Here is a 24363-nt window from a genome sequence, read left to right as displayed (position 1 = left end):
TTAAGGGGGAGAAACATGAAATTTAAAAAGATCGGGTTAATACTGGCAACCGGTGCCCTGGCCATTACCGCTGTAACCGCTTGTGGCGGTAACAACAATGCCGGAAATTCTGCCGCTGATAACCAGAGCCAGAGCCAAAACCAGAGTGCTGCCGGAGACGAGATTGTTGACATCGAGGTCTGGGGCACCAACATTGGCTACAAGCCGATTGAGAAGGGGAGCAAGCTGTACGAATTCTACAAGGAAAAGCTTGGCGTCGGCGTCCTTCATCCGTATGTGGAGTGGAACGGGGGGACGAATTACCTGAACCAGCTGAACCTGAAGATTGCCGCCAACGAAATGCCGGATCTGTTCCTGCCGCAGCAGGGACTGGAAGACAGCCTGGCGAAAAACGGTGCGCTCGCCGATCTGACAGATCTGCTGCCTGAATACGCGCCGAACCTGTGGAATGCCATCCCGCAGGACATGTGGGATATCGTCAAAGCCAATGACCCTACGGGCCAGGGCAAGATCTATTACATCCCGGGGATGGTGGACTACGGAAGATATGCCGGCATGATCCGCCAGGATTGGCTCGACAAGCTGGGCCTGCAGATGCCGACAACCCAGGAGGAGTACGAAAAAGTTCTGATTGCATTCCGGGATCAGGATCCGAACGGTAACGGACAGCAGGATGAGCTTCCTACAGGCGGACGGGAGCAGGCACGCTGGATGGATCATCTGTTCGCAATGTATGGTGTAGCGATGTTTGAAGGCTATCCGGACTGGGATATCTATGACGGTGAGCTGACCTACTCTGCCGTAACCCCGAACATGAAGGCTGCGCTAGAGTACATGGCCAAGCTGTATCAGGAAGGCCTCATGGACAAGGAATCGCTGCTGAATTCCAAAGATAAGTGGGACGGCAAAATCCATGCCGATAAAGTCGGAAATTACTTCCACTGGGTTGAATCCGGCTATCTGCCTCTGGAAAATCTGTTCAAGAACACAGGGGTAAAGGCTGAATTTACAGTGCTGCCGGTTCCGAAGGTTGAGGGCTATGAAGGCTTCTATACATGGAAACGCTTTACGCCTCCTGCCTGGGTAGTGAAGAACAACAAGGACGAGAAGAAGCTGATGGCTACCCTGAAGCTGCTGAACAATATGTATGATCCGAAGGTCTGGAAGGACTTGTATCTCGGAGTAGAAGGCATGCACTATACGATGAAGGACGGCCAGGCAACCAGACTGCCGGACGACAAGAGTACACAGGAAAATCTGATTCTCGATCCGTATGCCAAAATATCTACGCTTGATTTCATGATGGATCTGAATAAGAGCACAGCTTCCGAAGACCGGATGTGGGCAATTGACCAGGTGAACCGCAATATGCAGGAAGCCCAGAAATATGCCAAGGTGATCGCCGGTGACGGTATGCCGGCCAGCGTATACGACGGCTATCCGGATATTAACAACCGTACACTCTATGTAGAGTATGCCAGCAAAATTATCCTTGGGCAGTATCCAATCAGCAAATTTGACGAGTTCGTCGAGAAATGGAACAAGTCCGGCGGCGAAGAGGTAACCAAGCGGGCCAGAGAATGGTACGCGAAGATCAAGAAATAGGCGCTATTGCTGCAAAAGTCCGCCCGGCGTCTGCTGCCGGGCGGATTTATTTTTATCAAGGAGAGTGGAGCTACATGACTTACCTGTGCAATCCGCTAAACATCGAATACAAATACCAGATAGTTGAGTTTATGGGCAAGCGAGGGGCATTCAGGGAAGCGGCTGATCCTACCCTGATTATTTTTCACGGAGCGTACTATCTGTTTCCGTCTATGACTGCGGGATTTCTGACAAGCACCGATCTCACCGCCTGGACCTTCCATCCGCTTGAGGGTGTGCCTGTGTACGACTACGCACCTGATGTGCGGGTCATCGGTGACTATTTGTATTTCTCCGCCTCGGATAAATCCAAAAATTGCTCGTTCTACAGAACCAAAGATCCGGTGAACGGTGATTTTGAAGAAATACCAGGGAGCTTTCCCTTCTGGGACCCTAACCTGTTCCAGGATGAGGACGGAAGACTGTATTTCTACTGGGGATGCTCCAATGTTACGCCTATTTACGGCGTAGAGCTTAATCCCGGGGACATGCAGCCGTTATCAGACCCCATTGCCCTTATTCATGGAAACTCCGGTGAGCTGGGTTATGAAAGAAAGGGCGAAAATCATATTGAGGATGGAACCGCTCCTTATATTGAAGGAGCGTGGATGGACAAGCATAACGGGACTTACTATCTGCAATATGCCAGTCCGGGTACGGAGCATAATATTTACTCGGATGCGGTCTATATTTCAGATAAACCGCTGGGCCCGTTCAGATTGGCGGACAATAATCCCTTCTCTTATAAGCCCGGCGGCTTTATGCCGGGAGCCGGGCATGGCTCTACACAGGCGGACCATTACGGCAATCTGTGGCATATTTCTACGATGCGGATCAGCATGAACCACTTGTTTGAAAGAAGGATAGGCTTGTGGCCGGCGGGGTTCGACAGTGACGGCGACCTGTTCTGCAACCAGCGCTTCGGCGATTGGCCGTACCGGCTGGAGCAGAGGCGGATGGACCCATGGAGCAAGCCTGAATGGATGCTGCTCTCTTATAACAAGCCGGCCGCAGCTTCATCCTCAGAGCCGGGTTATGAGCCCTCCAGGGCGGCAGATGAAAATGTTCAGACCTGGTGGAGAGCCGGCTCCAGCCAACCGGGGGAGTGGCTGGAACTGGATTTGAAGCAGGAATGCAGCGTACATGCGGTGCAGATCAATTTTGCGGATGACCGGCTGCAGGTTGACCTTCCGGCAGAAGCCGTGCTGCAGAAGAACCGCTATATTGTCCGGAAGCAGTTCTTCACCCGCTGGCTGCTGGAAGGCTCACTGGACGGCGTGGAGTATTTTGTAATGGAGGATAAGACAGAAGCTGCTACAGATCTGCCGCATGATCTGATTGTGCGGGAAGAAGGAATCACAGCCCGGTTTATCCGGTGCACCGTAATGGAGCTGCCGTTCGGCCAGCAGGCCTGCATATCCGGGCTCAGGGTGTTCGGGAAGGGGACGGGAGAGCTGCCTGAACAGACTAGCGGAGTAGTAACTGTGCTCGAGAATAAGCTTGATCTTCACGTACGCTGGGACGGGAGTACAGCTACAGGATACAACGTGCTCTGGGGTTATGCAGCGGACAAGCTGTATCACAGCCATATGGTATTCGGGTGCAAAGATGTAATGATCGGTGCACTGATCGCAGACCAGCCGGTATATGTGCGGGTAGACGCGTTCAATGAAACCGGTATCACTGAGGGCTGGATACACCGGGCGGTCTAGCCGGAGGCGGCGTCTTCATTCTGTTGAAAATGACCCTGAATGAACTTAAAAACGCCCAATTGAGACGTTATCGGACTGGGCATATAGTTACATTGTAAACGAATTCAACGTCTGGATAATGGGGGGAACACTTTGAAATTTATTGCATCTCATCAACTGAAGGTGTACTGGCCGCTGTATGTCATGGCGATCCCGGGAATGATCTTTCTGATCGTATTCAAATTCATTCCGCTGGCCGGTGCTGTAATCGCCTTCAAAGATTATTCCGTATTCCAGGGGTTTATAGACAGCCCCTGGGCAGGGTTCAAGCACTTCGAAACCCTGCTGAAGCATCCCGATTTCCTGCGAGTATTCAGCAACACGCTGCTGCTGGGCCTGTTCAAGCTTACCATTGTATTTCCGATTCCTGTGCTGCTGGCCATGATGATCAATGAGATCCGGAAATCGGCGCTCAAAAAAGGAATTCAGACTGCGCTGTACATTCCGCATTTTCTCTCCTGGGTTATCGTAGGCGGTATTCTCTTCGATTTCTTTTCCTTAAGCGGGATGTTTAACATTGTCCTCGGATGGTTCGGCAGCGAGCCTGTCCTGGCGATGCAGGAAAGCGCATACTTCCGGCCGATTTATGTACTCGCCTCCATCTGGAAGGATGCAGGCTGGGGCACCGTCGTCTATATGGCGGCCATCAGTGCCATTGATCCGCAGCTCTACGAATCAGCGATGATCGATGGAGCCTCCCGATTCCGGCAGATCCGGCATATCACCTTCCCGATTCTTCTGCCTACGGTGCTTGTACTGTTCCTGCTGGATATCGGGAACTTCCTGGATCTCGGCTTCGATCAGGTCTACAACCTGCTGACGCCGATGACCTACAACGTCGGGGATATTCTCGATACCTATGTATTCCGCACAGGTATTCAGCAAGGGCAATACAGCTTCGCCACGGCAGTAGGCCTGTTCCAGTCCGTTATCGGATTTATAATGGTCTACACCTTCAACAAGCTGTCTAAAAAGGTTTCAGACGGGGGGCTCTGGTAAGATGCTTACATCAAGAAGCGAAAAAGTATTTGTAGGAGTAATCACCGGGCTGCTCATTCTTTTCTCGGTTGTGGCCTTGATTCCGCTGGTGTCCGTTATTTCAACTTCGTTAAGCTCGAAAAGTGCGGTGGACATGAACCTGGTCACCCTGTGGCCGAAGCAATTTACGTTTGACTCCTGGAGTTATATTATCGACCGTCCCGACCTGTGGAGATCGTTCTTTCTGACCCTTACCACAACGCTCAGCGGTACGGTGCTGGCCCTGCTGATGACCGCCTTGTTCGCTTATCCGCTGTCCAAGCCGGAATTCCGCTGGGGTTCGGTCATTATGATGGCTGTTGTTATCGCGATGATCTTCAAAGCGCCGATTGTGCCTTACTTCCTGACGGTACGGGGCATCGGCCTGTATGATAATCCGCTGGTGCTGATCATCCCGCATATTCTGAATCCGTTCAATCTGATCATTATGCGGACCTTCTTCAAGCAGTTCTCCAAGGAATTGGAGGAAGCGGCCTTCCTGGAGGGCTGCGGATATTTCCGGATGCTGTTCCAGTTCGTGCTCCCGCTGTCCAAGGCAGTGCTTGCAACGCTCGCCTTGTTCTACGGCGTGGTACTGTGGAATCAGTTCCAGCATCCGCTGTTCTTCCTGCAGGACACCAGCTGGTTCCCGCTGCAGATCAAGATCCGCCAGTTCATTACCGACGACAGCGTGATTATGGCAGGTGCCGCTTCAACAGCCAATCTCAACTACAACGAGCGCACGTTAAGAGCGGCAACCGTAATTTTTGCCATTGTTCCGATTATTGTGGTGTATCCGTTCCTGCAGAAGTATTTCGTTAAAGGTGCGATGATCGGCTCGGTAAAAGGATAATCAGGTGAAAAGTATGAGGCATACGAATTTAGTCTGCAGGAGGTATATATGAGCAGTCGTATAACAGAAGTGCTTCAGGGCCGGGAAGAGAATTATATTCTTCCGTTTCTCTGGCAGCATGGGGAAGAAGAAGAGATGATCCGGGAGGAAATGGCCCGGGTTCACGAATCGGGCATCGGGGCGGTCTGTATCGAGGCCCGGCCGCATCCGGATTTTCTCGGACCGAAGTGGTGGCTGGATATGGACATTATTATGGACGAGGCGCGCAAGCGCGGAATGAAGGTGTGGCTGCTGGATGATGACCATTTTCCGACCGGGCATGCGGCAGGCAAGGTAAAGGAGGCGCCGGAGGAGCTGCACCGCAAATTCCTGGGTGAACGTTATGTGGATACGGTTGGACCTGCGCCGGGGGCTTCTCTGCTGGTCGATACGCTGCTGATGACAGGACTCCGGCCGACGATCTCTCTCAGAACAAATGCCAGCGGCCGGAACAAGCTGATCTCTGTGACCGCCGTCCGCCGCGACCCTGTAAGCGGGGCATTGCTCAGTGAATCCATCGACCTTACAGACCGCATACAGGCAGGTATCGTTTACTGGGATATTCCTGAAGGATATTGGCGGGTCTTTGTTATTTCGGAGGACAACCAGGGCGGCAGTGAAAAGCAGGCGGATTACTTGAACCCGCTGGACCGGGCATCTGTCCGGATCCTGCTCGATACGGTTTATGAGGCAATCTATGAGCGTTATAAGGATGATTTCGGGCAGACCTTTGCCGGCTTTTTCTCGGATGAACCGGGCTTTTACAATGACAAGACGACATTTGATTTCGAATCCCGTCCGGGCAAAGCCGGAGTATCGCTCCCTTGGAGCAGTGACATGCCGCCTCTGCTGGAGCAGGCTTTGGGCGGGGATTACCGCAACCAGCTGCATCTCCTCTGGCATGACGCGGGCGAACAATCGGACAGAGTCCGTTACAGCTACATGAATATTGTCAGCAGGCTGTATGCGGAGAATTTCTGTAATCAGCTTGGAGATTGGTGCAGAGCGCGCGGGGTGGAGTATATCGGACATGTGCTTGAAGATAACAATGTTCACGCCAGACTCGGTCCCGGCGCAGGACATTTCTTCCGGTCCATGTGGGGGCAGGATATGTCAGGCCTTGATGTGGTGCTGTGGCAGATCGTTCCCGGCTTCGATGAAATTTCCTTCCGCTCGGCTTCAGGCGTGACAGACAGTGAATTTTTCCACTATGGCCTGGCCAAGCTCGGGGTATCGCTCGGGCATATTGATCCGAAGAAGCAGGGCCGGACGATGTGCGAGGTCTATGGTGCCTACGGCTGGACCGAAGGCCTGAAGCTGATGAAGTGGCTGACGGATCATATGCTGGTGCGCGGTGTGAACCGGTTTGTGCCGCATGCTTTTACCCAGAAGCCGTTCCCGGACCCGGACTGCGGCCCTCATATGTATGCAGGCGGGAAGAACCCGCAGTACCGCTACTACGGTTATCTGAACCGGTACATTAACCGGATCAGCCATCTGATTTCAGGCGGCAGACATGTGGCAACCGCAGCCGTCCTGTACCATGGGGAAGCGGAGTGGTCAGGGGAAGCGATGTATTTCCATAAGCCGGTAAGGGTGCTGCTGCAGCATCAGATCGACTGTGAGGTGCTTCCGGCTGATATTCTGCTGGATGAGGCGAAGGTTAAAGACAGTAAGCTGCATGTTAACCTTGAGGAATATCAGTGCCTAATTATCCCGTATGCGGAGGCGCTTCCGGCGGAGCTGCTCCGGCAGCTGGCGGATTATGCGGGGCTGGGGCTGCCTGTGTACTTTGTAGATGGACTTCCGGTACGCTCCAGTGAGGGTACAGATGTGTCCGCTGCATTGTCATTCCTTTCTGCCTGCCCGAATGTGAAGATTAGCGGATTAAAAGGGCTTGCAGACATGCTTACCGCCGCTGGCTATTACGAAATTAAGGCAGACGGATACGAGCCGTATCTGCGGAATTACCATTATGTACATGAGGATTCGGATGTTTTTATGTTCTTTAATGAAAGCCCGCATAAAGTCATCTCCACGAAGGTTACCCTGCCTCTTGCTGGAGAGGGCGCGGTATATGGTTATGACGCCTTCCGCAACCAGTTAACGCTGATGGAGCCAAGCGGCGAATCAGGAGCAGCAACAGTGGAGCTTGAGCTTCATCCGTATGAATCCATCGTGCTGCTTTACGGCGCTGTACTTGCAGATTGCTCTGCTGAACGGGCATGGACTGCGGACGGGCCGGAGCTAACGCTGCAGGGCGAATGGACGGTTTCCACAGCTGTTTCGGAGTCCTATCCTGCGTTTGACGCGCCGGTCACGTTAAAAACATTACAAAATATGAGCGCACCGGACCTGCTGCCGGAATTCTCCGGAACGTTCCGGTATGAAACGGAGTTCGAGTGGGAGGATTCTGCTGACAGCATATTACTTGAGCTGGGAGAAGTTTACGAAACGGCGGAAGCATGGATCAACGGCCAGCCTGCAGGCCTGTGTATCTGTCCTCCGTACCGGATGGAGGTAACCGGGGCCATCCGCCAAGGAACCAATACGCTCGTTGTTGAGGTTACCAATACGCTGGCTAAGGATCAGCAGGATTTCCTGTCTGCCTTTGCCCAGCAGGACCCGAGCGGGCTGATCGGCCCGGTGACAGTAACGCCGCTGCGGCGTCTGGTGAAGGAGGCTTAGGGATGAACGTCATTACGAATCCTGTGCTGCGCGGATTTAACCCCGATCCGTCGATAGTCCGCGTAGAGGATGATTATTACATTGCTACGTCCACCTTTGAATGGTTTCCGGGCGTGCAGATTTACCACTCCAGGGATCTGATGAACTGGAGGCTGCTGAAACGGCCGCTGGACCGGATATCCCAGCTGAATATGGCGGGTAACGGGGACTCCGACGGCGTATGGGCACCCTGCCTGACCTATGACAACGGCCTGTTCTATTTAATTTATACCGATGTGAAGTCGCACAAGGGTGCTTTCAAGGATACCCATAATTATCTGGTGACCGCTTCCAGCATAGAAGGGCCGTGGTCCGATCCGGTCTATCTGAACAGCAGCGGATTCGACCCGTCCCTGTTCCATGATGAGGACGGCCGGAAATGGCTGCTCAACATGCGCTGGGATTTCCGCAAGGGGAAGAACAAATTCGGCGGCATCGTTATCCAGGAATATTCAGAGGCGGAGAGACGGCTGATTGGCCCGGTTACGGCGATTTTTGAAGGTACGGAGATCGGCTTTACGGAAGGCCCGCATCTGTATAAGCGCAGCGGTTATTACTACCTGCTGACAGCAGAAGGCGGAACAAGGTACAAGCATGCCGTTACGATGGCCCGCTCTGCTACCCTGCTGGGACCGTATGAGGTAGATTCGCATAACCCGATGCTGAGCAGCGGCGGCCATCCGGAGCTGCTGCTCCAGAAGGCCGGTCACGGGTCGCTGATAGAAACCCCGTCCGGGGAATGGTACATGGCCCATCTGTGTGCAAGGCCTGTAGACGGTTTTCACTGTATTCTGGGCCGGGAAACGGCTCTGCAGAAGTGCTACTGGGATGAAGAGGACTGGCTGCGCCTGGAAGGGGGCGGGAATGTCCCATCTGCCCGGGTAAAGGCACCAGCCCTGCCGCCTTACCTGTTCGCAGCGGAGCCGGAAAAGGATGAATTCGACGGGCGGCAGCTGGGAGACCAGTGGAACACGCTGCGGATTCCACCGGGGCCGGACTGGCTCTCGCTCAGCGAGCGGCCGGGCTTCCTGCGGCTGAAGGGCATGGAGTCGCTGAGCTCCTGCCACCGGCAGAGCCTGGTTGCCCGCCGGCAGCAGGCATTCAGCGTTGAAGCGGAGACGGTGGTTGAATTCGCACCGGACAGCTTCCAGCAGATGGCCGGTCTAATCCTCTATTACAACACAGAGGATTATGTGTACTTACGGATCACACATCTGGAACAGCACGGCCGAGTAATCGGGATTATCCGGTCCGACCGGGGAGTATATGACGAGCTGCTTGAAGCGGACCTTCCCCTGCCGGACGCAGGTGCGGTGTATCTCAGAGCGGTGGTCAGCCGGGATACTCTGCAATTCTATTATGCGGTTGAAGCAGGCAGCTGGTCTCCAGCGGGCGGGGAGATCCACATCGCCCATCTCTCGGATGAGGCCAAGGAGCCGCTGCGTTTTACCGGAACCTTTATCGGGGTCTGTGTGCAGGATCTGGGAGGAACACGCCGGCATGCCGACTTTGATTATTTTATCTACAGGGAAATGGAGTGAACGGGGTGCCGATTATACAGTTTCCAGAGGATTTCCGCTGGGGGGCGGCTACGGCTGCCTATCAGATTGAAGGGGCGTGGAACGAAGGCGGGCGCGGCCTTTCGATCTGGGATACGTATGCGCATACGCCCGGCAAGGTCCGGAACGGCGACAACGGCGATACCGCCTGTGACAGCTACCACCGTTATGAGGAAGATATCGCTTATATCAAGGAGCTTGGCCTCCGCACCTACCGGTTCTCCATATCCTGGCCGCGGATTTTTCCGGACGGGACAGGTGAAGTGAACCGGGAGGGAATGGATTACTATCACCGGCTGGTGAACAAGCTGCTGGAGAACGGGATCGAACCGTTCTGTACCCTGTATCACTGGGATCTTCCGCAGGCGCTTCAGGACAAGGGCGGGTGGAAGAACCGCGATACGATCGGGGCGTTTGTCCGGTATGCCGATACGATGTTCAAAGCCTTTGCCGGCAAAATAAAGCTCTGGACCACCTTCAACGAACCGTGGTGTGTCTCCTTCAAAGCCCACTACATCGGTGATCTGGCTCCCGGCGAGCAGAATCTGCAGAGTGCGCTGGATGTCGCTCACCATCTGATGATCGCCCACGGCAGAACGGTGCAGCAGTTCCGGCAGAGTGGCGTTCCCGGCGAGATCGGCTACGCGCCGAATGTCAGCTGGCGCGAGCCGTTCAGCTCCCGGCAGGAGGACATCGCTGCCTGCGGCCGCAGAACCGGCTGGATGGTGGAGTGGTTTTTGGACCCGCTTTTCAAAGGTGAATATCCAGAGTTTATGGCAGAGGCCTTCGCAGCCCAAGGAGCAAGCGTGCAGATTCAGCCGGGCGATATGGAGGATATCCGGCAGCCGGTTGATTTCCTCGGAATTAACTATTACACCGGTTCGCTGGGACGTTATAAGCAGGGAAACGGACTGTTCGAGCTGGAGGATATTGACGAGGGCTATGAGCGGACAGACTTCAACTGGCCGATCTATCCGCAGGGCTTGTATAAAGTACTTGTGCATATTAAGGAACGCTACGGTGCTGTCCCGGTATATATTACGGAGAACGGAGCCTGTTATGACGGTGATCCGGTCCAAGGCAGATTGCGGGACGATAAACGTACCGGATACTTGAAAAAACATCTGCTTCAGCTGAAGCGGGCCATGGAGGACGGTGTGCCGGTCAAGGGCTATATGGCCTGGTCGCTGCTGGATAACTTCGAGTGGGCCGACGGATACAGCAGACGTTTCGGGCTGATTCATGTGGACTTCAACACATTGAAGCGGACGCCGAAAGCAAGCTTTTACTGGTATAAAAAAGTGATCGGGAACGGGTGGCTGGAGGTCTGATCCCCTTCCTGTTGTCTGCCACACAAAAACACGCAGCCCTGGCTGCGTGTTTTGCTGTTTAAAAAAGACTGCTCGTAACCTTATGCGTCAGATGCTCAATTCTCGGCTTCATCAGGCCATCGTTAATGGCGGATAGCTTGTCCGGCTTAAACAGCTGGATTTTTTTGAGCTGATAATAGTCCGTTAATACCTGCTCCACCGTCAGCTGATTGGTCATGAGATATTTAACATTCAACATTCCCCGCAGAAGCTCATCCTGCATAATGAGGATTTTACCGTTCAGATTATGAAAAAGGCCCCGCCGGATTCCCTCCTGATAGTAGGCCAATATCTGTTCTTCCCGCTGCTGCATGCCTTCAGTGAAACGGCTGTGCCATTCGGGGTAGCTGGTTTCGAGGTCCTTCAGGAAGATCTCTGTAAAATAGACAGTCAGCGAGACGGACTGCTCAAACAGTTGCTGAAACCGGATGCCGAAGCTCTCCTCAGACTCCAGCGGGGAGGAAGCCAGCTGTTCATTCATGTACCCAACAAAGCCCTCGACAATGTAGCCGATGATTTCTTCTTTCGTTGAAAAGTATTTATATAAAGTAGCCCTGCTGACCTCCGTTACTCTGGCGATTTCGTCCATCCGTACGGATTGCAGCCCGTTTTTCCGCAAATAGGGCAGCAGCTTGGCAATCAGCCTGGAGCGTGTTTCTTTTATTTTATCCAAATTCCTTACCGGTTTGTTCACAATCCAAAACCCCCTCATGCTGTATTATAACCTGAAAATTTATTTAATAGATTGAATGTGTACAAAATATACAAAAAACATTAAAAGTGTTTACTTTGTATAATTCGTATGCTAAGCTATCTCTCGAAGCTACTCCATGAAAGAGAGGGAAACGGATATGAAAACACAGAAGCTTGGAAATAGTGAGCTGGTCATTTCTTCTATGGGATTAGGCATGATGGGAATGTCTCCGGGCATATACGGCACTGTAGATGATGAAGAATCCATAAAAACCGTTCACCGCGCGCTGGAGCTGGGAGTTACGCTGCTGGATACCGCCGACACTTACGGGAATGGACATAATGAGGAGCTGCTGGGCAAAGCCTTGAAGGGCAGGAGAGAGCAGGCTGTAGTGGCCACCAAATTTACATTCGGACCGAACTGGGAGTTTATCGGAGGACATCCGGATTACGTGAAAAGAGCCATCGATGAGAGCCTGCACCGTCTTGGCCTCGATTATATCGATCTGTATTACCAGCACCGGGTAGATCCCAATGTGCCGATCGAGGAGACTGTAGGGGCGATGGCTGATCTCGTAAAAGCAGGTAAAGTCCGCTATCTGGGCCTTTCCGAAGCAGATGCTGCTAACATTCGCCGTGCGCATGCCGTGCATCCGATTTCTGCGCTGCAGACGGAATACTCCCTGTGGAGCCGTGATGTCGAGGAAGAAATTATACCTGCAGTCAATGAGCTGGGCATTACTTTTGTGGCCTACAGCCCGTTAAGCAGAGGGTTCATCACCGGAGAGCTTCAGAAATTTGAGGACTTCAAGGCAGATGATATGCGCAGAATCCTGCCGCGCTTCCAGGGAGACAACTTCCAGAAGAATGTAGATATTGTAGACAAGCTTGGAGAAATTGCCGCAGAAAAGAACTGCTCGGTTGCCCAACTCGCCATTGCCTGGACTATGGCCAAAGGGGCGGTACCGATTCCCGGAACCAAACGCCGGAAATACCTGGAGGAGAATGCGGGAGCTGACGAGATTCAGCTTACTGCTGACGACCTGGCGCGGATTGACGCGGTCAGCCCTAAGGCATTTGGGGGACGTTATCCGGGGGCGGAGTAACCATTATAGAGAAAGACAGACAGCCGCTTCCCGTTCGGGTAAGCGGCTGTTTTTTTATTGTAGCGGGGAGTGTACTGTCTACCTGAAGTGTGGCCTGCGTAATTTGTATGATGGCAGAGTGGACCGGTAATTTATTTGCAGATTGGCTCTTATAATGGAGCCAATCCATTCATATAATGGCTCAATGTTACTAGACTATTACCGGAGGAGTGCAGACTGATGTTTAAAGGTTTATCCGCATTTCCGCTTACCCCATTAGATGAAACAGGTATTAACGAAAAAGAGTTCACCCCTTTGATAGAACGCTTGGTTTCAGCAGGTGTGGACTCGATCGGAGTGTTGGGTTCAACAGGGAATTATGCCTATCTTACCCGGGCACAGCGTGAACGGGTTTTACAGCTTGCTGTCCAGGCTGCAGGCGGAGTACCTGTAATGACAAGCATAAGCGCGCTCCGGACGCTTGATGTGCTGCACTTGGCAGAGGATGCGCAGAAAGCTGGAGCAGGTGCACTTATGTTATCTCCGGTATCGTATCAGCCTTTAACGGATGAAGAGGTTTATCATCTGTATGAACAGGTGAACAGCAATTTGTCCGTGCCGCTCTGCGTATACGATAATCCCAATACCACACATTTTCGTTTCAGCGACGAGCTGCACGGCAGAATTGCTCAGCTTCCCCATGTCCGCGCAATAAAAATTCCCGGGGTTCCTGCCGGGGCTGAAGCAGCCAGTTTCCGTATAGGGAATCTGTGTGAACTCGTTCCATTCCGTGTGGCGCTTGGAATTAGCGGAGATCCAACTGCAGCAGCTGGTTTAAAGGCAGGCTGTGAGGTCTGGTTCTCAGTGCTGGGCGGCCTGCTTCCAAAAACCTGCATGCAGCTGACCCGTTTGACTCAGGCTGGACGGGAGGAGGAAGAGAAAGCGGAACAAATCTCATCATTGCTCGAACCACTATGGGGCTTATTCCGCCAATATGGAAGTCTGCGTGTTGCCTCAGCAATTGCACAGCAATTAGGCTTTATTTCAGAGCCGGCTCTTCCGCTGCCGCTGTTACCCTTGAGTCCAACTGTGAATGAGCAGCTGTCGTCAGCGCTACGGGAGATTACAGTGTTAGAAGAAAATTAGTTGGTCACTGTTCGCACCAAAAAGTCGCCTCCTTGGGGAGGCGGCTTTTGTTTTGTGTAACGTATGTGTAACCTATACCCCGGGCTAAAGTGGGAGATCCCACTAAATCGCCCCAACTACCGCAAACGAGCCTCACTAAGGGGGAAAATCCCCTTGAATCGCCTCATCTGTCCGCAAACGAGCCTCCCCAAGGGGAAAAATCCCCTTGAATCGCCTCATCTGTCCGCAAACGAGCCTCCCCAAGGGGAAAAATCCCCTTAAGTGCGCCCATCCACCTAATCAAAACAGCCCGTATCGGCTGTCCATCCTCAAACATATTGGCAACCTGTATATACAGGTTTAAACTATGTGAAGTGTTTAAGCTTGTATATACAAGTTTAATGATTGGGAGAGAACCAAATTTTGGAGGTGCTTCATTTGACACAGACCCGGTATTCGGAATGGTGGCGCCGGTCCACGGTATATCAGGTATACCCTAAAAGTTTTAAAGATACGACAGGCAACGGAACAGGAGATATTAAAGGGCTTACAGAGAAGCTGGATTACCTGCAGGAGCTTGGCATTGATATTGTCTGGCTGCAGCCGGTGTATGTCTCGCCGCAGTATGATAACGGTTACGACGTGGCCGATTATGAGGCGATCAACCCGGATTTCGGCACGATGGAGGACTTCGACGAGCTTGTGCAGGAGCTGCACCGGCGCGGTATGAAGCTGATGACCGATATTGTGGTCAATCATACCTCGGTTGAACATGAATGGTTCAAGCAGGCATCTTCAGGCAAGGACAACCCGTACCGCGACTATTATATCTGGAAGGACCCGGGACCGGATGGCGGGCTGCCGAACAACTGGCAGTCAAAGTTTGGCGGGCCGGCCTGGCAGTTCGACGAGGCGTCGGGACAGTATTTTCTTACCCTGTATGACAAAACTCAAGCAGATCTCAACTGGGAGAACGAAAAGGTACGCCGGGCAGTGAATAATATGATGCTATTCTGGGCGAAAAAGGGCGTTGACGGCTTCCGGATGGATGTCATTAACGTGATTTCCAAGGACCAGCGCTTCCCTGATGATGACGGCAGCGTGCCGCCGGGAGACGGACGCAAGTTCTACACCGACGGACCGCGGGTTCATGAATTCATCAAGGCGATGTACGATGAGGTGTTCGGGCCTTATGAGATGGTTACGGTTGGTGAGATGTCCTCGACGACGCTTGAGCATTGCATCCGGTATTCGAGTCCTGAGGAGCGGGAGTTCTCCATGACGTTCAATTTCCATCATCTGAAGGTGGATTATCCGAACGGGCAGAAGTGGGAGCTGATGCCGTATGATTTTGAGGCGATGAAACGGCTGTTCACGCAGTGGCAGACCGGAATGCAGCAGGGCGGAGGCTGGAACGCCTTGTTCTTCAACAATCATGATCAGCCGCGGGCCATTTCCAGATTCGCCGACGATAAGGCCTACCGTGTGGAAAGCGCGAAGCTGCTGGCGACAACGCTGCATGGCATGCAGGGTACCCCTTATGTCTACCAGGGCGAAGAAATCGGCATGCCGAACCCGATCTGGAAGGGGATTGAGGAATTCCGCGATATTGAGTCGCTGAACATGTACCGGATTTTGCAGGAGCAGGGTAAAAAGCCGGGGACCGCGCTCAGCATCCTTCAGGAGCGTTCACGTGACAATTCCCGGACACCGATGCAGTGGGATGACAGCCATAATGCCGGCTTCACTACAGGGACCCCGTGGATTAAGGTCGATGAGCGGTATCCCGATATCAATGTGCGCAAAGAGCTGGCCGATCCCGATTCCATCCTGCATCATTACCGCAAACTGATTGCCCTGCGCAAGGAGCATGATGTGTTTGTTCTGGGGAACTTCATAAGACTGGATGAGGCTCATCCTGAGGTGTTCGCTTATGCCAGACAGGCAGAGGGAGAGACACTGGTGGTCGTTTCGAATTTCAGCAGAAAAGAAGTCACCTTCCGCTTCGGAGACAAGCAATGGGGAGAGCTGGGCTGTGTAACCGGACAGCAGCTGCTGATCGGCAATACGTCAGAAGCTCCGGCCTTGGCACAGGACCTTCCGCTTAGTCCATATGCATCCTACATGTGGCTGATCCGCTAAACGGAAAGCATTTCGGCATCAATATTAATGAATCAGGTAAGGAGTGATCACATGGCTATAGACCGCAAAAATGTAGAGGATATCGTCCGGGCCGTCGGGGGCAAGGAGAATATCGAGGTTGCCACACACTGTGTAACCCGGCTGAGATTCTCGCTCTATGACGAGAGCAAGGTGGACAAGGAAGCGCTTGACCGCAATGACCTGGTCAAAGGGCAGTTCTCGACCCAGGGGCAGTTCCAGATCGTAATCGGACCGGGAACGGTCGATACCGTCTACGATGAAATGATCAAGATCACCGGCGGGTCGCGCGCCTCCAAGGATGAGGTGAAATCGGCGGCCGCCCGTAAGCAGAACCCGCTGCAGCGGGCGATCAAGACCTTGGCCGACATTTTTATTCCGATTCTACCGGCTATCGTTACCGCGGGTCTGCTGCTCGGGATTAATAATATCCTGACCGGACCGGGCATCTTCTTTGACGAAGAGTCGCTGGTTCAGGTCTATCCGGCCTGGAGCGACATCGCTTCCATTATCAATACCATTGCCAGCACGGCGTTTACGTTTCTGCCGGCACTGATCGGCTGGGCCGCAGTTACGCGCTTCGGGGGCAGTCCGCTGCTCGGGATTGTACTGGGACTCATCCTCGTACATCCGGATTTGCTGAGTGCCTACGGCTATGCCAACGCTTCGCTGGAAGGCACTGTGCCGACCTGGAATTTGTTCGGCTGGCATATCGAGAAGATCGGGTATCAGGGGCAGGTGCTGCCGGTGCTCGTCTCGGCTTATATTCTGGCCGTCATTGAAAAATTCCTGAATAAGCGTGTTCATGATTCGATTAAACTGCTGGTCGTTGCGCCGGTAGCACTCTTAATTACAGGTTTCCTGGCGTTCACTATCATCGGACCGCTTACGTTTGCCATCGGTAACGCGATTACGGACGGTCTGGTTTACATCTTCGACCACTTTGCACTGCTCGGAGGCCTGATCTACGGCGGATTGTATTCCGCTCTGGTCATCACCGGGATGCATCATACATTCCTGGCCGTCGATGTGCAGCTGATCGGCAGTGAGGGCGGCACTTTCCTCTGGCCGATGCTCGCGCTGTCCAACATTGCCCAGGGGGCTGCGGCTCTCGCGATGTTCTTCATCGTCCGGGAGCAGAAGACCAAAGGGCTTGCCGCAACCGCCTCTGTCTCGGCCTTCCTCGGGGTTACGGAGCCGGCGATCTTCGGGGTTAACATCCGCTACCGTTATCCGTTTTTCTTCGGGCTGATCGGTTCCGGTCTGGCCGGTATGCTGCTGACCCTGAATGATGTGCGTGCCTCGTCCATCGGGGTAGGCGGGATTCCCGGCTTCCTGTCAATTTTCCCGAACCAGTGGGGTGTGTTCTTCATCGGGATGGCGATTGTACTGATCCTGCCGTTTGCCGCTACTATGCTGTATGGCCGTATAGCTGTCCAGCGCGCTAAAAAGAATGAGCAGTCTGAAGCTGTCCAGACTGGTGCGGTAAGCGGAGCAAGTGAGCTCAGCAGCCGCAGCTCTGTCCAGGCGTCGCAGGAGCCGGTGAACATCCTGGAGCTGGCCGCACCGCTGAGCGGAACAGCAGTACCGCTGGAACAGGTTCCTGATCCTGCCTTTGCCGAGAAGCAAATGGGTGACGGGATCGCTATTGAGCCGACTGACGGGAAGGTTTATGCACCGTTTGATGCCACAGTGGCCCATGTGATCAAGAGCAAGCATGCGCTGATTCTTGAACATGCCAGCGGTGTTCAGGTGCTCATCCATGTCGGGATTAATACCGTAGCGCTCAAAGGCAGCGGATTTAACTCGCTCAAAAATATCGGCGACAAGGTCCGGGCAGGCGAGCTGCTGCTGGAGTTCGATATGGATGCAATCCGCGCCGCGGGTTATCCGCTGATTACGCCGATCATTATTCCTGCCGGGCAGGATATGGTGGAGCGGATTGAGGAGAAGACCGGACCGGCAACGGCCAAGCAGACCGGTATCCTGACTATTCATCTTAAAGGTTAAGCTAACCTTACCGGTAAAGAATGACTGCAGATGGACAGCCCTCCGGGGCTGTTTTTCTGTTACGCCGTGCCCCGAATTGAATCAATGCTTCCAGCGGCATTGCATGATACAATATAGGACGGTGATCAACATTGAGAGAAAATATCTATCTGCAAATCTATAATGAATACAGCAGCCGGATTCATTCCGGCCAGCTGCTGCCCGGAGCCAAGCTGCCGTCCGAGAGTGAGCTTGCTGAAAGCTACGGCACCTCACGGGAGACGGTGCGCAAAGCGCTTAATCTGCTGTTCCAGGAAGGATACATTCACAAAATCAAGGGCCGCGGCTCGTTTGTGCTGGATATGACCCGGATGGATTTTCCGGTGACCGGCCTGATTTCCTTTAAAGAGATGTCTGACACACTGGGCGTCCCGTCGCGGACACTGGTTGAAGAGACTCTGCAGGAGCCCGCCGGCCCCATGCTGGCCAGACAGCTGCAGATTCCGCAGGAGGTCCCGGTCTGGAAAGTAACCCGGGCCAGAGAGATTGAAGGGGAACGGATCATTCTGGACAAGGATTATTTCCGCGCGGATATTGTGCCGTTTCTGAGCAGGGAAATAGCCGCAGGCTCGATCTATGAATATCTGGAAGGGGAGCTCGGGCTGAAGATCAGCTATGCCAAAAAGCTGATCTCCGTGGAACCTACTACAGAAGAGGACCACCGGCTGCTTGATCTGAAGAAATACACGCATATCGTGGTCGTGCGGAACTATGTATACCTGGAGAACACCGTGCTGTTCCAATATACAGAGTCCAGGCACCGGCTGGACAAATTCCAGTTCGTGGAGTTTGCCAGACGGGTGCGGCGGTAAATACTCCATCAAAAAGAAGTACCCCAGAAGCCGGCAGGCTACGGGGTGCTTCTTTTTGATTTTCATAACTAACGAACAAGGCTTCATTCGGTGAAGCTTCTTAAAAAAAACCGCATCAAGCTTAAAAAAGCCGCATATGGGGCGCCTGCTTTCTATGGTACTATTGCAAGCGTATTCATAAAGAAACAGCCTTGCATTTCAACACAAAAGGAGAGCGATCATGAAACCTTACCTGAAGCCATTCTTATCCGCGCTGCTGTGTATCTGTCTGCCGGTGACTTCCTTTTTTACGGGCCCGGGAATTAACGCTGCGGCTGCGGCGGGGACAACGTTATCTTTTCCGGCGGCGCAGGATGCCTTTGTGTCCAATTTTAACGGTCAGGGCAATGCCCTGGGAACCAGCCTGAGTGCAGCCAAATTAATCTATGGAAAGTCCCGTCATGCTTATCTGAAGTTTGATTTATCCTCCATTGATACGGACCGGTATGATACAGGCGAAATGACGATGCAGCTGAGCTTCAGAAAATCGCATGCGCCGAATGAGCTGGTGTTTACAGAAAGTGAATCGGTCCTGCGTAATACGGATAAGGAATGGACCGTCACCAATGTTACGTATAACACCCGTCCGTATGATATTGCCGGCTCTCCGGCGGTCACCAGAGCAGTCTCGTCGACCAGTGAAGAGAATCTGACGCTAGATCTGTCTACTATTTTTCAAAATGCGCTAAACAACGGAAGAAAAGTAGTAAGTATTCATCTCACAACGGCAAAAGCGGAGGACAATACAGTTAGTGCCAGTGAGTTATTTTCCTCAAGAAACACATCCGGTTTTCCGGGACCTGTCCTGAATGTTACACTGGGTGATCCGGTTGTAAACGATGGAAGTGACAGAACGGCTCTGAACGGGCTGATTACGCAAGCAGAGCAATTAATTGAAACCGCATACACACGGGAAAGCTGGGCGATATTTATGGCGGCGCTTCATCAGGCCAGAGCATTAAGTATAAACGATGCAACGCAGGCAGAGGTTGACGAGGCCCGGTTAACACTGCAGACAGCGATGGACAATCTGGCGGTTATGGAGCTGCCGTCCCAAATTACCGGTCCAGACCTGGGAGATTACTATAGTAACAGCCAGACTGCGGCGATGATTCTAAAGATGAGGAATGGAGATGGGCAGTATGTAAAAGTAGACCCGGTTACGGAAAAGCTGTCGCTTACATCCGATCCCGCCGAGGCATCTGCGTTTGCCCTGTATGTGCTTGATTATTTTGCGACGGTGGAGCTTGAGGAGCCTGAGGCCGGAGCGACCAGAACGGCTTATTCCATAAAGTCGCTGGATACCGGGAAATATCTGACCATCCAGAACTATTTTACGGAAAAAGAGTTTCTGGACAATACCCACCGCTATTTCAATATGATCAGCGGCGCGGCGAGCGGCGTCAGCACGGACAGGACGTTTGAGATTAAAGCATCGGCAGTAGTAGCGGGGTGGAATGAGCGCTTTTATGTGGATCAATATACGGAATCCGGCTTTTACCGGATCTTCTCGCATTTGTCCACCATGAGGGATGACAGCAACTTCAGCCGCTTTAATGTGACCATGACGGACGGGGCTATGCAGAGCAGCGGAAGAGCTGCTGAGAATACGGAGTACCGGTTTTATTTTGAACAGGTTAACGGAAAAGATCCGCTGGAAATCAGCCAGAAGGTATCCGGAGATACTGCAAATTTATTGTGGAAGCCCGTGAACGGGGATACGGACCCTGCCAGTTATAAGGTCAACGGTACGGTAACAGACGCAGTTTATTCGGATGGCCTCATGCAGGTAAAGCTGCAGGATTTAAGCGCCGGCACTCATGCTTATACGGTAGAATTTAACGGAGACGGCTATAGCGCGAAGGCGGATGTGAATGTCCGTATCTTCAGCCATCCGGGGATTCTGCTGAGCATGCAGGACCTGGAGGACATGAAGGTACATGTTCAGGCCAAACAGGAACCATGGTACTCCGATTACCGCAGACTGGTGGACAGTGTTCCTTATGGAGTAGCCAGCTCCGGTTATCAGACCAAGGTGTTTTCCAAGGTCGGGCGTGGAGGGGCTCCTTCTGATTCCGGGAACATTGGCTATTTTGAAAAAGGAGGCAATGCCGCGTACTTCAACGCCCTGCAGTGGGTGATTACGGGAGACGACCAATATGCGGACATGGCGTCAGGCCTGCTGAGTGAGTGGGCAAAAGCGCTGAAGGTAATTGACGGCAGGGACAGAATTCTGGGAGCGGGCATCAATGCCTACAAGTATGCCAGTGCTGCGGAGATTATCCGGTATTACGGCGGCGGGTACAGCGGGTACAGTGATGAGGACTTTGCGGCGCTGCAGGATATGATGCTGAATGTGGTCTATCCTGTCATCCAGGATGCGGCGGTTCCGATGCTGGCCAACGGTAACTGGGATGCGGCTGCTATTGTCAGTATGATGGCGATTGGTGTGCTGTGTGATAATACCGGGATCTTTGAGCGCGCGATGGGCTTTTATCAGGATATTCATACAAACGGCTCTATCTTCGCTTACGTGAACGATGCAGGGCAGACGATGGAGACTGGCCGTGATCAGGCCCATGCGATGCTGGCGCTTGGTTATATGGCGGAAATCTGCCTGATTGCCGGCAACCAGAATGAGGATTTGGCTTCCCTCTATGATAACAGGCTGGCGAAGGCTTTTGAGTATTCTGCCCAATACAATCTGTATTCGCAGGAATTGTCCGGAGTGGAAGTTCCTTTTACAGCGATGCCGAATGTGTTCGGAGATACCGGGAGAGGGTATTACGGGACAGGGTTTGATATGGAGAACAACGGGCTGAACCGGGGTGAGCTGAGACCTGTTTTTGAGCAGGGGCTGGCGCTTTACAGCAAGGCAGACGGTGTGGATATGACCTGGACGGCCCGGGCGGCGGCGGCTATGCGTCCCCAGGGCATGGTGCATTTTGACAACCTGAACTTTGGCACGCTGACCTATTACAACGGGGAGCCGCAGACTGCGGTGGCCGGGCCGTATTTTCAGATGCGGACGCGCTGGGAGCCCTTGTATCAGCGAAACTGGAGTACCGTTAACGGTCAAAAAACCGCCGAGACCCTGAACTCGTATTATGCGGTCAACGCCGATGGTGAGCTAACTACAAGCTCGATGAAACAGGATGCTCCCTTCTTCCGATTGGTTGCGGGCGATGACGGCACGTATTCGATTCTGCTGCTTGAGACCAACAAGTATCTGTCGGTAAAAGAAGAGAAATCAGGGGATTACAACCTCATCAAGGCGGATGCCGCAGAGATTGGTGACAATGAAAGGTTCATCCTGCGCTCCAGCGGAGTCGGCCCGTTCTACCTGGCTTCTGCCAAATACGATAACCGGATTGTCTATCAGGAGGCGGCCGGAGCAGGCAGCAATGCTGTTCTGACGATTCGCCTGGGAAGCAAAACACTTTCGCAGATCACAGATATTCCGGATATCACCACGAGCGAGCGGCTAATCTTCATGTTTAACACAGAGGATATTGCGCTGCCGGATGGCAAGCCCGTTCCAAGCCAGCCTGAGAACCCGGCAATGCCCGGTGGTGTGCAGGCAGAAGTAGCCGCTGATAACCCGAAGATTTCCCTGAACGGGATAAGCGGTACGCTGAGCAAAAATGAGAATGGCGGCTACAGCCTGCTCCTGGGTGACGCACAAATCGGGACGGCTCTCGGCGGCGGCGGCGAACTGATCATCAATGCGGAAGACATAGATAACCTGACGGTTCAGTTCTCCGCAGCAGCGATGGGGACAGCAAAGCTTACTATTAAAAGCGGATACGGAACGGTTTCCCTTCCAGGCGCTACATTGCAGATGATGAAAAAGAAGCTCGGCGATTCGCTGGTGCTCCGTATCAGCAAAGCCAGCTATACCGTGGAGCTGCTGAAGGACGGCAAACCGGCAGTCTATTCGGAGCCCGGTTATCCGCTGACCATTACGCTGCCTGTTGAAGTAAGCGAAGGCCGTAATATTAACGAGTATACCGTAGTTAAAAAAGAAAACGGAAAAGATGTTATCCTGCCGCTGGCTGCAGCAGCCGGCAACAGCGTGACCTTTACCGCCGCGGCTACGGGTACTTACGATGTTGTATATAACGGTCAGGTGTTCCATGATGTGCCTTCTGTCCATTGGGCTGCCCAGGATATAGCTTTTGTGGCGGCGCGCGGGTTGTTCGGAGGTACTGGCAAGGAGCTGTTCGACCCCCGGATGCCGATGACCCGGGCGATGTTCACCCGGGTGCTGGCTAATCTGGAGGGAGTGGACCTTGGTAGCTATGCAGCACCGGTATTCACGGATGTGCCAGCCGGGAAATGGTATGCCTCTGCGGTAGCCTGGGCCGCTCAAAGCGGCATCGTTAACGGAACGGGGCAGGGGCTGTTCAGCCCGGATGCTGTGATTACACGTGAGCAGATGGCTGTAATGCTGCATAACTATACAGCAAGCAAGGGCTATACGCCGCATGCCATTACTCCGCCGGACTTCAACGATGCCGGCAGTGTGAGTCAATGGGCGAAGGAAGCGGTAGAGGTTTTGGCAGCGGCGGGTATTCTGAGCGGTAAGCCGGGCGATTACGCTGATCCGCAGGGAGAAACGAGCCGGGCGGAAGCGGCTGTGGTCTTTGCCCGGCTGATCCGGGCGTGGGGGGCGGAGCAGTCTTGAGCCGCGTGATGTAACGGTGAGATGGTGTTAGAAGCGTAGCCTGCGGATGGGATCTGCAGGCTGCGCTTTTTGACGTCATATGTAGACAAAGTTGCGAGTGAGCTTCTATGAACTTATAATAATCTATTAATATGATCGGGCAAGAGATCCGGGAAAGGCAGGCTAATGTCATGAGACTTATATTTTCACAGGTCAATACAGCGGAAGAAACTGCTGAGGTGGCCCGGTTGGCGGGCGAAATATGGCGCGAATATTATGTTTCCATTATCACAATGGAGCAGATTGATTACATGATTGAAAAGTTCCAGTCCGTTCAAGCGATTACGGATCAGATCTTTAATCAGGGCTATGAATATTACATCATCCGAAGTGACGGCTCTGCGGTCGGATATATTTCGGCCAGACCGGAAGCAGGCAAGCTCTTCCTGAGTAAGTTTTATATAGGCAAGGAGCACCGGGGGCGCAGCTATGCCAGCCAGGCGCTGGCTTTTCTGGAGACGCTATATAAAGACCGGAACCTGAGTCATATTTGGCTGACGGTCAATCGTCATAACGAATCCAGCATTGCGGTATATAAGAAAAAAGGGTTCCGGACTGTACGGGAACAAGTTGCGGATATCGGGAATGGATTCGTCATGGATGATTTTATTATGAAAAAAGAAATTCCGGTCCAATATGAATAAAGGTCCTTATACGGATGACAAGAAGAGCCTGTCTTTGTCTCTATTGCGGCATAGGGCTTCCGGTGAGGTT

The 24363-nt window shown here is 53.0% G+C and carries 15 protein-coding genes; 14 read left to right on the top strand and 1 reads right to left on the bottom strand.

Annotation, left to right across the window (positions count from 1 at the left end):
• The first annotated feature begins 15 nt into the window (after positions 1-15).
• The 7 genes from NST84_RS21845 to NST84_RS21815 all read left to right on the top strand — a co-directional run bounded on the left by NST84_RS21845 (position 16) and on the right by NST84_RS21815 (position 10921).
• Positions 16-1605, top strand: coding sequence for an ABC transporter substrate-binding protein (locus tag NST84_RS21845; RefSeq protein ID WP_342562246.1), 1590 nt, complete (start codon positions 16-18; stop codon positions 1603-1605).
• Complete coding sequence (locus NST84_RS21840; RefSeq protein ID WP_342562245.1) at positions 1581-3356, top strand: family 43 glycosylhydrolase; 1776 nt, start codon at positions 1581-1583, stop codon at positions 3354-3356. The genes NST84_RS21845 and NST84_RS21840 overlap by 25 nt, the downstream gene beginning before the upstream one ends.
• Before the next feature lie 132 nt (positions 3357-3488).
• Positions 3489-4394, top strand: a complete 906-nt coding sequence (locus tag NST84_RS21835; RefSeq protein ID WP_068724901.1) for an ABC transporter permease subunit — start codon at positions 3489-3491, stop codon at positions 4392-4394.
• Position 4395: 1 nt separating this feature from the next.
• The gene (locus NST84_RS21830; protein WP_342562244.1) at positions 4396-5265 is read left to right on the top strand and encodes a carbohydrate ABC transporter permease; all 870 of its coding nucleotides are present in this window, start codon (positions 4396-4398) and stop codon (positions 5263-5265) included.
• 48 nt (positions 5266-5313) lie between these two features.
• Positions 5314-7992, top strand: coding sequence for a glycosylhydrolase-like jelly roll fold domain-containing protein (locus NST84_RS21825; RefSeq protein ID WP_342562243.1), 2679 nt, complete (start codon positions 5314-5316; stop codon positions 7990-7992).
• Positions 7993-7994: 2 nt separating this feature from the next.
• A complete protein-coding gene (locus tag NST84_RS21820; RefSeq protein WP_342562242.1) occupies positions 7995-9572 on the top strand; it encodes a glycoside hydrolase family 43 protein in 1578 nt (525 codons plus the stop codon).
• A 5-nt stretch (positions 9573-9577) separates the two neighbouring features.
• Entirely contained in the window at positions 9578-10921 is a 1344-nt protein-coding gene (locus NST84_RS21815; RefSeq protein ID WP_342562241.1) for a GH1 family beta-glucosidase, read from the top strand.
• A 58-nt stretch (positions 10922-10979) separates the two neighbouring features.
• Here the strand turns inward: NST84_RS21815 and NST84_RS21810 are convergent, their stop codons facing one another.
• Positions 10980-11654, bottom strand: coding sequence for a TetR/AcrR family transcriptional regulator (locus NST84_RS21810; RefSeq protein ID WP_342562240.1), 675 nt, complete (start codon positions 11652-11654; stop codon positions 10980-10982).
• A 157-nt stretch (positions 11655-11811) separates the two neighbouring features.
• On the opposite strand from NST84_RS21810, the gene NST84_RS21805 reads away from it, so the two are divergent.
• The 7 genes from NST84_RS21805 to NST84_RS21775 all read left to right on the top strand — a co-directional run bounded on the left by NST84_RS21805 (position 11812) and on the right by NST84_RS21775 (position 24293).
• Positions 11812-12759: an aldo/keto reductase gene (locus NST84_RS21805; RefSeq protein ID WP_342562239.1), complete on the top strand. Its 948-nt coding sequence runs from the start codon at positions 11812-11814 to the stop codon at positions 12757-12759.
• Between the two features lie 219 nt (positions 12760-12978).
• A complete protein-coding gene (locus NST84_RS21800; protein ID WP_342562238.1) occupies positions 12979-13884 on the top strand; it encodes a dihydrodipicolinate synthase family protein in 906 nt (301 codons plus the stop codon).
• Between the two features lie 417 nt (positions 13885-14301).
• On the top strand, positions 14302-16005 hold the full coding sequence (treC, locus tag NST84_RS21795) for an alpha,alpha-phosphotrehalase (protein ID WP_342562237.1): 1704 nt from the start codon (positions 14302-14304) through the stop codon (positions 16003-16005).
• Positions 16006-16056: 51 nt separating this feature from the next.
• Positions 16057-18033, top strand: a complete 1977-nt coding sequence (gene treP / locus NST84_RS21790) for a PTS system trehalose-specific EIIBC component (protein WP_342562236.1) — start codon at positions 16057-16059, stop codon at positions 18031-18033.
• A 131-nt stretch (positions 18034-18164) separates the two neighbouring features.
• Positions 18165-18884 (top strand): trehalose operon repressor, encoded by a 720-nt coding sequence (gene treR / locus NST84_RS21785; protein WP_342562235.1) that lies wholly within the window; start codon positions 18165-18167, stop codon positions 18882-18884.
• Between the two features lie 220 nt (positions 18885-19104).
• On the top strand, positions 19105-23610 hold the full coding sequence (locus tag NST84_RS21780) for an S-layer homology domain-containing protein (protein ID WP_342562234.1): 4506 nt from the start codon (positions 19105-19107) through the stop codon (positions 23608-23610).
• 170 nt (positions 23611-23780) lie between these two features.
• A complete protein-coding gene (locus tag NST84_RS21775; protein ID WP_342562233.1) occupies positions 23781-24293 on the top strand; it encodes a GNAT family N-acetyltransferase in 513 nt (170 codons plus the stop codon).
• Positions 24294-24363 lie beyond the last annotated feature (70 nt).

Source organism: Paenibacillus sp. FSL R7-0345, assembly GCF_038595055.1.
Classification (GTDB): domain Bacteria; phylum Bacillota; class Bacilli; order Paenibacillales; family Paenibacillaceae; genus Paenibacillus_AQ.
Note: the sequence above shows the minus strand (reverse complement) of the source record. Positions and strands in the feature narration are given on the sequence as shown.

Bases quoted from the DNA above. Each gene is read 5' to 3' on its own strand.
- NST84_RS21805 (WP_342562239.1), top strand. From the start codon at position 11,812: ATGAAAACACAGAAGCTTGGAAATAGTGAGCTGGTCATTTCTTCTATG.
- NST84_RS21825 (WP_342562243.1), top strand. From the start codon at position 5,314: ATGAGCAGTCGTATAACAGAAGTGCTTCAGGGCCGGGAAGAGAATTAT.
- NST84_RS21830 (WP_342562244.1), top strand. From the start codon at position 4,396: ATGCTTACATCAAGAAGCGAAAAAGTATTTGTAGGAGTAATCACCGGG.
- treP (WP_342562236.1), top strand. From the start codon at position 16,057: ATGGCTATAGACCGCAAAAATGTAGAGGATATCGTCCGGGCCGTCGGG.
- NST84_RS21800 (WP_342562238.1), top strand. From the start codon at position 12,979: ATGTTTAAAGGTTTATCCGCATTTCCGCTTACCCCATTAGATGAAACA.
- NST84_RS21845 (WP_342562246.1), top strand. From the start codon at position 16: ATGAAATTTAAAAAGATCGGGTTAATACTGGCAACCGGTGCCCTGGCC.
- NST84_RS21820 (WP_342562242.1), top strand. From the start codon at position 7,995: ATGAACGTCATTACGAATCCTGTGCTGCGCGGATTTAACCCCGATCCG.
- NST84_RS21780 (WP_342562234.1), top strand. From the start codon at position 19,105: ATGAAACCTTACCTGAAGCCATTCTTATCCGCGCTGCTGTGTATCTGT.
- NST84_RS21840 (WP_342562245.1), top strand. From the start codon at position 1,581: ATGGTACGCGAAGATCAAGAAATAGGCGCTATTGCTGCAAAAGTCCGC.
- NST84_RS21775 (WP_342562233.1), top strand. From the start codon at position 23,781: ATGAGACTTATATTTTCACAGGTCAATACAGCGGAAGAAACTGCTGAG.